At 43.1% G+C, this 11,193-nt stretch carries 5 protein-coding genes; 3 read left to right on the forward strand and 2 right to left on the reverse strand.

The window, feature by feature from the left end; translation table 11 throughout:
* Positions 1–713: 713 nt before the first annotated feature.
* The 3 genes from hetF to ACM0OR_RS26520 all read left to right on the forward strand — a co-directional run bounded on the left by hetF (position 714) and on the right by ACM0OR_RS26520 (position 5,294).
* Positions 714–3,185, forward strand: a complete 2,472-nt coding sequence (gene hetF, locus ACM0OR_RS26510) for a cell division protein HetF (RefSeq protein ID WP_414579412.1) — start codon at positions 714–716, stop codon at positions 3,183–3,185.
* Between the two features lie 183 nt (positions 3,186–3,368).
* A complete protein-coding gene (locus ACM0OR_RS26515) occupies positions 3,369–4,736 on the forward strand; it encodes a sensor histidine kinase (RefSeq protein ID WP_414579413.1) in 1,368 nt (455 codons plus the stop codon).
* Between the two features lie 102 nt (positions 4,737–4,838).
* Complete coding sequence (locus ACM0OR_RS26520) at positions 4,839–5,294, forward strand: DUF2141 domain-containing protein (RefSeq protein ID WP_414579414.1); 456 nt, start codon at positions 4,839–4,841, stop codon at positions 5,292–5,294.
* A gap of 11 nt (positions 5,295–5,305) precedes the next feature.
* Here the strand turns inward: ACM0OR_RS26520 and ACM0OR_RS26525 are convergent, their stop codons facing one another.
* Positions 5,306–6,631, reverse strand: coding sequence for a DUF58 domain-containing protein (locus ACM0OR_RS26525; protein ID WP_414579415.1), 1,326 nt, complete (start codon positions 6,629–6,631; stop codon positions 5,306–5,308).
* Between the two features lie 429 nt (positions 6,632–7,060).
* Positions 7,061–11,074: a tetratricopeptide repeat protein gene (locus ACM0OR_RS26530; protein ID WP_414579416.1), complete on the reverse strand. Its 4,014-nt coding sequence runs from the start codon at positions 11,072–11,074 to the stop codon at positions 7,061–7,063.
* Between the last annotated feature and the right edge of the window lie 119 nt (positions 11,075–11,193).

Genomic DNA, 11,193 nt, shown 5'->3' on the forward strand with positions numbered 1-11,193 from the left:
TCGCTAATTATTGATGGCTAGACATAAAAAAAGCCCCCAGTCAGGTGTTAGCCAAGCCAGGGGAGTTAGTTATCAGGGTGCATCTACCAATTAATTGTTCTACCTCTATTGAGTAGTTTCAGGACAAATTTCTCAAATTCGCTAATTATTGATGGCTAGACATAAAAAAAGCCCCCAGTCAGGTGTTAGCCAAGCCAGGGGAGTTAGTTATCAGGGTGCATCTACCAATTAATTGTTCTACCTCTATTGAGTAGTTTCAGGACAAATTTCTCAAATTCGCTAATTATTGATGGCTAGACATAAAAAAAGCCCCCAGTCAGGTGTTAGCCAAGCCAGGGGAGTTAGTTATCAGGGTGTATTCATTAAGCTTAACATATATCAAGTATTATAAGATACCATTTTAACTCTCCAGGCTTCATTAATATCCGTTGGTCATAAGAGAATTTACCCTATTTACCTTGTATTATTAATAGAAAAAACCCCTAGTCAGGTGTTAGCTAACGAGGGGATTTGAAGATTAAGGTGCATCTACCGATACATTTTTCTGGGCAGATGTCAACTAATCCGGATAAAGTTGTAAATGTAGAGAAAGCAAAGCCACTTATTTTAGAAACAATCAGTGGTCGAATCCATCTACAGTATCAAAAGGAGCAAAAAATCGAATTGAAACTTTCGCGTTTCAAATTAGATTTAGGAGGCGGACAGGAGAAGTTGTGACCCAGGAATTTCACATTTCCGTGACTCCAGTAGGGCAAAATGACTACTTGGTGCGGACGGAACAAGTCGCGCCTGGAGTCCCATTGGCAGAAGAACTAGTGACTTGGCCTGTGGCTGAATGGTTGGCATCTGCTGGGCATCTGATGAATGACCCATTGAAGATAATATTACAGGGAGAGACGATCGCCTCTAGTGCGATCGCCAAGAACTCTGTTAATTTAGTGGCATTGGGTCAGAAACTTTATAATGCACTGTTTCAAGGTACTCTCAGAGATAGTTGGATTACAGCCCAAGGTATTGCCCAGAATCAACAACAGGTACTGCGTCTGCGTTTAGGTCTGAAGGATAATAAGTTAGCACGTCTGCCGTGGGAAGTCATGCACGCAGGCGATCGCCCCTTAGCAACAGGCCCTTACATAGCTTTCTCTCGCTACCAAAGTGGTATTTCCCCAGCCTCTCGCTTCCCCTCTAGCAATAGAACTAAACTCCCGGATGATGGTGGAATTAGGGTTTTGATGGTATTGGCATCCCCCACGGATCAAAGTAGTTTGGATTTACTTAAACAAGAAGCCATCAAACTACGGGCTGAATTGCACCGTCAACTCCCTATATCCTTAGAGGATGGTCATTATCTGCCAGACATTGAACTCACCTTGCTAGAACAACCTGGTAGGGAAGAATTAACCCAAGCTTTAGAACAAGGAAAATTTCATGTTCTCCACTACTCTGGTCACAGTAACATAGGGCCTAGCGGCGGGGAAATTTACCTTGTCAGCAATAGAACAGGTTTGACAGAAACCCTCAGTGGTGATGATTTAGCGGGTTTACTAGTTAATAACAACATCAAAATGGCGGTATTTAACTCCTGCTGGGGAACATACACCGCTACCACCGATATTCCTCAAGACTCATGGGAACGTAACTTGACAGAAAGCTTAGTCAAGCGCGGCATTCAGAGCGTTTTAGCAATGTCAGAAAGGATTCCTGATGAAGTGGCATTGACACTCACCCAACTATTTTACCGCAACCTCAGTCAAGGGTATCCCGTAGATTTATGTGTGAGTCGAGTCCGTCAGGGATTAATTTCCGCCTATGGTTCACATCAGCTGTACTGGGCATTACCAATTTTATATCTCCAGCCAGGATTTAAAGGCTTTCTATATCCAAAAACCGCTTCTCATAGCAGTGCAGATTCCTTGGCGGAGTATAGCCCACCTCTGACAGCAACTTCAACTACTACAGCAACTTATTCTGCTGTAGTGGATGATGCGGAAATGTCTGTACCTATTGAGGGGATGATTCCCTCTGGGTTAGCCCGTGATAATTCTGGTTTAGACTGGCTAGGAGAAGATACTTGGGGTGATTTAGTCGATGAAATTGAGTACGATGATCCCAGCTATGCAGAAGATTGTGCTTTTGTGTCTGATATATTTCGTCAACTAGATCAGCAAACCCCTGAGAATGAAGTACCTGATCTCATAGAAGAAGTTAGACAGCAGATGCCAGATCATCGTCTCTCGGCAAGTCAAATGGCTGCTGTACCCAGAGAAACAGAGTCACCAAGAATATTACCTGTAACCAGTAATGGAACAGCCCAAAACTCGCCAGCAAATTTGCAGAATTTACGTTTGTTATCATCAAGGACACGTCAGCGTCGTCAACAGTGGACGATTTTAGCGATAATTGGGGCGGGTGCGATCGCTACTGTGTTAGGTTTTATTTGGTGGTGGCAAAATAGACAATCACTCTTACGTGACATTCCCTTCATCCCTACCCAGCCTTTATCCAGCCCAGTTCAAATTCCCACTGATATCAGGCAAATGCCTACACAGATGGTAACAACCATTGCTACAGAAAAATTAAATCAAGGTGACTTGGACGCAGGTTTAAAAGCTGTAGAAGAACTCTTAAATCGCAACGTACTACCTCCTGCGGAAACCGCCTTGAATTTGATTCCCTCCAAGCAAGCCCAAAAGGCATCTGTTAACTTTCTCAGGGGGCGATTAGTTTGGCAATTTCTGCAAACAGGAAACACAAAATACGGTATTGATGATGCCCGCCGTTACTGGGAAAATGCTGTTAAAGCTAATCCAGACTCGGTTTTATATAAGAACGCTTTAGGATTTGCCTACTATGCTGAAAGTAACGTAAATCGGGCTAATAATTCATGGTTTAGGGCTTCAAGTTTAGCACTCGAAGCGCAAAAGTCAGGTTCTCAGACAAAAGTACCTGATGATTTATTAACTTCCTATGCTGGTTTAGCCCTAGGACTATATAAGTCTGCACAGAGTTTTTCAGGGAATAGACGAACTCAATATATTAACGAGGCTATAAAATTACGGCAAACAGTTCTAGAGAACGATCCGTTGAACTTTCAAATTAATAAATTAAGCAATAATTGGCTGTGGACAGAAGCAACTTTAGCAGATTGGCGATCGCTCCTTCAAGAAAAAAGGACTGAGAACTAGTACAAAAAATGAAGATTCATTGAATCTTGGCTAAACTATCACTCTAGTTAAGATTTGTAACTCACTTTTGGGAAGACTAGGTATGGTCATAATGCTAGTTCTAGTGATTTGCGCTGGAACTATAAAATAATTTTTTCATTGCAAAAACCTGCCATACCACCTCAAGAGAAAAGGATGGAGATTATGCTTGCTATTCATAGCATGACTAGTGCTAATGATTTGAACCTGCAATTAGATTCGACCTTAAAAGAATTACCAATGTGGGAAATTCAAATTGAGCTAAATCTTCCCGGAAATAAATTAATTAAACATTTTGAGCAAGAGCCATTGTTGCCAGGGATCATCCTAACTCAAAATGAGACTTTTGTGGGGATGATGTCGCGGCGGAGATTTTTTGAGCATATGAGTCGCCCCTATAGTTTTGGACTGTTTTCGATGCGTCCTATCGAAACTCTATATAACTTCCTGCAACCTGATGTGTTCATACTTGATCAAGATATGCTGATTGTGGAAGCCACTCAGCTAGTATTGCAGCGATCGCCTGAACTTGTTTATGAACCAATTATCATTAAAAATCAATCTGGTAATTATGGCATAGTTGATTTTCATCAGTTACTCTTAGCTAATTCTCACATTCACTCACTTACTCTCAATAAACTACAACGTGTAGAAGAACAATCTCAGCTAGCCAAGGCTGGATTTCGTGACTTAAAGAAGAACTATAGCCGACTATTACAAAATGAGAAAATGGCTGCTTTAGGTCAGTTGGTAGCAGGTATTGCCCATGAAGTAAATAATCCGATCAACTTTATTGCTGGTAATATTGCCCACGCGATTGACTACAGTCACAATTTACTTCATCTGATCAATTTGTATCGCAAATATTATCCACAGCCAGTAGACGAGATTAAAACTGCAATCCTTGAAAATGAATTAGATTTTATCGTCAACGATTTACCCGACCTTTTGACTTCTATGCAAACTGGTTGCGAACGCATTACTCAGATTGTTCACTCCCTGAGAAATTTCTCGCGATTAGATGAATCTGACAGAAAAATAGTTGATATTCACGAAGGTATTGATAGTGCGCTGTTAATCTTACGAAGTCGGCTCAATCATCATAAAAATGACCAAAATATTAGCATTATTAAAAAATATGGCAATCTTCCTCTAGTAGATTGTTATGCTGGATTACTCAATCAGGTATTTATGAATATTCTGACTAATGCTATTGATGCGTTGGAAGAGTCAATGGTGAATAGTCAACAGTTAGGATTAACTAAACCGGAAATTCGGATTTGCACTGAAAACATTAACAATCAGCACGTCATAATTCGTATAGCTGATAATGGTTTAGGCATTCCAGAAGATGTCAAAAAACGATTATTTGACCCATTTTTTACGACCAAACCTGTGGGTAAAGGAACTGGATTGGGGCTGTCTATCTGCTATCAAATCATTGTAGAAAAACACGGCGGACAGATGAATTGTGTATCAACTGTGGGAAAAGGGGCTGAGTTCATCATCAATATTCCAGTCAATAGTCATTAGCTACCTTGTTTTTCCAATACCTAGTTATCTTGCATAGATTTACAGTTTCGTGTCAGGATGAATCTGCACTAGCCGATAGTATTTATTTTAACCAACAATCTTATGCTGAAAAAAATGATAGTTAGCATGATGCTGCTGACAGTGGGAGGAAACCTACTATGGACATCAAGTGTTAAGGCTAACTTCAACGGCAAACTAACCGTAGAAATTGATGGCTTGAAAAACCAAAACGGGCTAGTCTGCGTTAATGTCTTTGCTAGCAGTCAAGGATTTCCCAACGATCGCCAACGTGTTGTCAGCAATCAATGTAGTAAAATTAGCGAAACTCCCTTAACAATTACCTTTGATAACTTACAAGCAGGTAGTTATGCTGTCGCTGCAATTCACGATCAAAATAGCGATCGCACTCTAAATAGAAATCTTCTAGGTATGCCCACCGAAGGCTTTGGCTTTTCCAGAAACCCCGAAATTCGCACCAGTCCACCCAAATTTGGTGATGCAGCCTTTTTCTTAGCTGGGCCAAATACTAGTATCCAAATCCGGTTGAAATATTTCTAAATAGGAGACGATTAAAGTTGATTCCGGGCTTTGAGTTGCAGATACCTTTCCACCAACTGATCACTAATTTGATTAGCTGGTGCATCTAGTACCAACACACCTTTTTGTTTTAACTTAGCAAAAGCCACCTGACGCTGTGCTAATAAATCTAAAGCCACTGCACGGGTGTAAGCTTGCGTCACATCATCAGTAAAAGTGTGAGCTAGATTATCTACTTTGGGATCTCTCAGGGTGACGCAAAATGGTAGATAGCGGGGTGCTAACCGAGACAACGCCGCCAGCAGTTCAGTAGAAGCGGTGACATCTACTAAGTCTGTAATAATTACCACCAGCGATCGCCTAGTTTGTTTCTGGACTACATGAGTTACAGCCCCCAAGTAGTCTGATTCTAATAAAACTGGTTGAATTGGGGTTAAACGGTCGATGAGTTGATTTAAATGATGTTGTCCCCGTTCCGGTGGCATCCATGTGTGCATTTGGTTATCAAATACACCCACACCCACGCGATCGCCTCGGTGTAATCCCGCTAAGGCGAGAGATAAGGTTGCATTCAAACCCCAGTCGAAGCGTTGCAAACCCTGTACCTGAGCGGTCATCAATCGCCCACGGTCTAGTAAAATCAATAAGGTTTGTTCCTGTTCTGGTTCTAGCACCCGCACCAAAGGCGGTGTATTTCCATGTGTCCCCACCCGTCTAGCTGTAGCTTTCCAATCAATTAAGCGCAAATCATCACCAGTGCGATAGTTCCGCAATTCGGCAAATTCTGTACCAATACCTAATCGTTTTGATTGGCGGATAGCACCAGATGATTGTAATGTCAGGCGGATGGAGAGCGATCGCAATCCAATTAAATCAGGATAAACTTTAGCTGTGGTAGCGTGGCGAATCTGCCAATCATCCCAAGCTAAACCCCAAGGACTTAATTGTCTGACTTGAATATTCCCCCAATTAAATTCGCCGCGCTGTTTGGGGTAGACGGTGTAGGTTAATTCTTGGGTAGTGTTGGCGGGAACTGTGGTATTTAATGTAGGTGTGGATACGCCAAAATCGGCGGGGTAATAGTCGCGGATTTGAATAATGGCGTTAGTTTTCTCCGATGTGATTGTCAGTACAACCGGATTATCCCGTCCAATAGAAAAGCGGGATGGTAACTGGCGAGTGATTTGCACCCGCAGAGGCTTCACACGCAAACCATCGATAACCATTAAAGCTAAGACAGCGATATCAAAGATGAGGGTGATAGCGATGCTAGCGGGAATGCTGATGAAAAAGGATAATAGGAGAGCGATCGCTAAACCCAAAAGTAATAATAGATAAACTCGTTTAGCAGCAACCATAGATTTTTTTGTAAAACTCGATTATATCTGCCATTGGGGAAGGGGTATAGGGGTGTAAGGGTATAGGGGTGTAGGGGAAAGAATTTAAAAATCTTCTGATACATTAGAGTATTTTATTGCGATCGGAGCGATCGCGGAGTTCAAAGGCTCGTTCACGGAGCAAAAATACTCGTTCGCGGAGTTCAAAGACTCATTCACGGAGCAAAAATACTCGTTCACGGAGTTCAAAGACTCATTCACGGAGCAAAAATACTCGTTCACGGAGTTCAAAGACTCGTTCACGGAGCAAAAATACTCATTCACGGAGTTCAAAGGCTCATTCACGGAGCAAAAATACTCGTTGACGGAGTTCAAAGGCTCGTTCACGGAGCAAAAATACTCGTTGACGGAGTTCAAAGGCTCACAAAGCTAAAAATTACAAATTACGAATTACGAATTATTCCGGCGCAAATATTCCAAATTATCTCGCACAGTAATTGTATTGGGATGACTTGCCCCTGACCGTTGTTCCAAAATTGCCAAAGCTTTGATGAACAAAGTTTCGGCTTCGCTGTACCTTCCCTGGGAATTGTAGAGCATAGCCAAATTGTTCAGGCTGAGTGCCACATTGGGGTGTTCATCCCCCAACAGGCGTTTTCTCATTGCCAACGCTTCGACTAATAAAGGTTCGGCTTCGCTGTACCTGCCCTGGGATTGGTAGAGCATAGCCAAATTGTTCAGGCTAGTTGCCACATCGGGGTGTTCATCCCCCAGCAGGTTTTTTCTCATTGCCAAAGTTTCGACTAATAAAGGTTCGGCTTCGTTGTAACGTCCCTGGGAATAGTAGATTTCTCCTAAAGTGTTCAGGTTAGTTGCCACATCTGGATGTTCATCTCCCAGCAAGTGTTTTGTCATGGACAAAGCTTTGATGAACAAAGTTTCGGCTTCGCTATATCTTCCCTGAGATTTGTAGAGGTAACCCAAAATTTTCAAGCTAAGTGCCACATCTGGATGTTCATCTCCCAGCAGGCGTTCATACATCGCCAAAGACTCAATAGACAAGGGTTCAGCTTCGCTGTACCTGCCCTGGGAACAATAGAGGTCAGCCAAATTACTAAGACTGAGTGCGACATTCGGGTGTTCATCCCCCAGTAAGCGTTTTGTCATCGCCAAAGCTTCGATGTATAAAGTCTCGGTTTCGTTGTACCTACCCTGGGACTGGTAGAATGCTGCCAAATTGTTCAGGCCTATTGCTACAGAGGGATGTTCATTCCCTAGTACGCGTTTTCTCATGTCTAAAGATTCGATGAACAAAGGTTCGGCTTCACTGTACCTGCCTTGGGATTGGTAGATTAAAGCCAAATTGTTCAGGCTGAGTGCCACATCGGGATGTTCATCCCCCAGCAGGCGTTTATACATTGCCAAAGTTTCGACTAATAAAGGTTGGGCTTTGCTGTACCTGCCCTGGGATTGGTAGAGCATAGCTAAATTGCTCAGGCTTCGTGCCACATCGGGGTGTTCATTCCCCAGCAGGCGTTTATACATTGCCAAAGTTTCGACTAATAAAGGTTCGGCTTCGCTGTACCTGCCTTGGAAATTGTAGATTAGAGCCAAATTGTTCAGACTTCGTGCCACATCGGGGTGTTCATCTCCAAGCAGGCGTTTATACATTGCCAAAGTTTCGACTAATAAAGGTTCGGCTTCGCTGTACCTGCCTTGGAAATTGTAGATTAGAGCCAAATTGTTCAGGCTAGTTGCCACAGAGGGGTGTTCATCTCCAAGCAGGCGTTTATACATTGCCAAAGCCTTGATATACAAAGGTTCTGCTTCGCTGTACCTGCCCTGAGATTGGTAGATTAGAGCCAAGTTGTTCAGGCTAATTGCCACAGAGGGATGTTCATCCCCCAGCAGGCGTTTTGTCATCGCCAACGCTTCGACTAATAAAGGTTCGGCTTCGGTGTACCTGCCCTGGGATTGGTAGAGCATAGCCAAATTGTTCAGGCTAGTTGCCACATCGAGGTGTTCATCTCCAAGCAGGCATTTATACATTGCCAAAGTTTCGACTAATAAAGGTTCGGCTTCGGTGTACCTGCCTCGGAAATTGTAGATTAGAGCCAAATTGTTCAGGCTTCGTGCCACATTGGGATGTTCATCTCCAAGCAGGCGTTTATACATTGCCAAAGCCTTGATATACAAAGGTTCTGCTTCGCTGTACCTGCCCTGAGATTGGTAGATTAGAGCCAAGTTGTTCAGGCTAATTGCCACAGAGGGATGTTCATCCCCCAGCAGGCGTTTTGTCATCGCCAACGCTTCGACTAATAAAGGTTCGGCTTCGGTGTACCTGCCCTGGGATTGGTAGAGCATAGCCAAATTGTTCAGGCTAGTTGCCACAGAGGGATGTTCGTCCCCAAAGCGTTCTCTAGCAGTTGACTCACATTTTTTCAACCAAGGTAAAGCTTGCTCGTAAGCTCCTTGACCTGCGTAAAATCGGTATAAGCCTGCAAAAGGACAAATTAAATCATTATCATTTAACCAAGTTGGGTAAACTGTGGCAACTTCCTCAAGATGAGGGATAGCATCAGTAACATTGGCAATGTCTCTCAGTGTAGGTGAATCAGGAATACTCTGTGCTACTTTTACTATTACCTGACAAAATCTGCCGTTGAGTTTATCTGCTTCCGCTAATTCTTCTAACCTATTCCTCATAAACTCACGAATTAGCTGATGCAATTGGTAAGTTTCTTCTCCCGTGCGCTCAAGTAAACTCAAACCTACTAAAAAATCATCTCTGACATCTTCTAAATCTTCTGAGTCTTGGTCAGGTAAACACCTTTCCACCAAATTCCAAGGAATAGGAGCAAGAGCAAACATACTGAGCAAACAGCCTAAATCTTTAGCTTGGTTATTTAATTCCCGCCAACTCAACTCAAAAGCAGCAGCAACACCTCGGCGTGCTGTCATTTCTGCTGAACGCTCTTGCATTGAACGATGTGTCAACGCTAATCTTTGCCGCATTTTAGTTACAGACAAGTCAGGTTTGCGTTGCAAATATCGCGCTACCAACTCTAAACCCAAGGGCAGAAATCCTAAATCAGCACAGAGTAGTTTTGCCTCCTGTAATTCCCTTTGTATGCGCTCATCCCCAACAAAAGCCACCAACAACTCTAAAGCGGCTTTTTCTTCCAACACCTCTAAGCACAACCGTTCAAAAGACTCACCTAACCACTGTTGCCGTGTAGTGATGAGTATTTTAAACCTTAGCTCAGTGGGTGGTAAGTAAGGTTCTATATGCTCATACTTGCTCACATCATCCCAAACTAACAACACATCACCCTTCGTCCATCGCCGCCAGATGTAATTAATTTGAGTTTGTAAATCCCAATCCTCCGGTAGCTGCAAACCTAAGTTTTCTATAGCAAACTTGACAATTTGAGTTCCCGCATCTTCACCCTGCACCCGCAACCAACAAACCCCACCCGAATATGTACCTCGCTCCCAATGATATTGGGCATATTGCAGTGCTAGTTCAGTTTTACCAATACCACCCATACCAGTCACAGTAGTAATCGCCACTCGTTGCGTTTGCTGTAACTGTGTGTATAGAGTTTCTAAATCTTCTTCCCTCCCCACAAATTTTTTCACCCCACTCCGAGGCAGATTTTGTGGTGCAGTTTGCGTCCCAATCACAGATTCTTCTTGATCACCATCCCAACTGCGGCGATAAAGATAGATGGGCGTTTGTTTTTTATCCAAACTCTGCAAACGCTGTTTAACCTGTTCCGCAACCACCAACATATCCGGCGGAAAGCTTTCATTCCCTTGTATTAAAACCTCCCTCACCGCTTGGGAAAAATACCCCGTTTTCTCTGCCGAGTTTACCTTAGCTGTTTCTCCTTCCCGCGCCGCCAGTAACACAAACTGTTGACTATCCGTTCTTGGCTTCCCACTAGGAAATGTTTTTCCACCTAAATTAGTTGGTGTTTCTCTAAGATAATTAGCACAGGCATCAATAATACAGACATGATGGCGAATGCCAAACCTATCAGAACCCAATAACAGCAGCAAAGAATGTAAATCTAGATTTAGCCAACTCTGTTTAGTCGCATCAGCACAAATCAACCTGCGTTCTCGTTCTGAAGAAATCAAACCATGCCCAGCCCAAAAAATGTAGAGTAAATCTCCCGACTGTCGAGAGAGAAAGTTAGTCACAATATCGTAGAGATTTTGTTCTGTTGCTAACTCTACCTTTAACTCACATTCCCCAACCAAGTGATCATTTTCTGGCAATAACGACAAGCACAGCCGAATATTCCCCTGTGGTACACCACACCCACACAACCACCGCGCAAACCTCAGCGCGTCTTCGGCTTGTCCCCCTCCGAATACATTCCATTGAGGTTCGTGATATTTTTCAATACCCACCACCAACCCATAAGTACGTTCCGGTTTAGCCGTCAACTGCATGATGATTTAGATTCTCAGGTGATGTAGACAAATCATTGACCTAACCCCCTTCCCTAGTAGGGAACTACCGTGTATACACAAGTCAACCCTGAGCGAGTTTCCAGCCTAAAAAGATAGAC

It is taken from the genome of Anabaena sp. CCY 9402-a (assembly GCF_963920945.1).
Lineage (GTDB): Bacteria > Cyanobacteriota > Cyanobacteriia > Cyanobacteriales > Nostocaceae > Trichormus > Trichormus minutissimus.

What these genes read in the sequence shown, in the direction of transcription:
- ACM0OR_RS26515 (WP_414579413.1), top strand. Translation starts at nt 3,369, where the DNA reads ATGCTTGCTATTCATAGCATGACTAGTGCTAATGATTTGAACCTGCAA.
- ACM0OR_RS26520 (WP_414579414.1), top strand. Translation starts at nt 4,839, where the DNA reads ATGCTGAAAAAAATGATAGTTAGCATGATGCTGCTGACAGTGGGAGGA.
- ACM0OR_RS26525 (WP_414579415.1), bottom strand. Translation starts at nt 6,631, where the DNA reads ATGGTTGCTGCTAAACGAGTTTATCTATTATTACTTTTGGGTTTAGCG.
- ACM0OR_RS26530 (WP_414579416.1), bottom strand. Translation starts at nt 11,074, where the DNA reads ATGCAGTTGACGGCTAAACCGGAACGTACTTATGGGTTGGTGGTGGGT.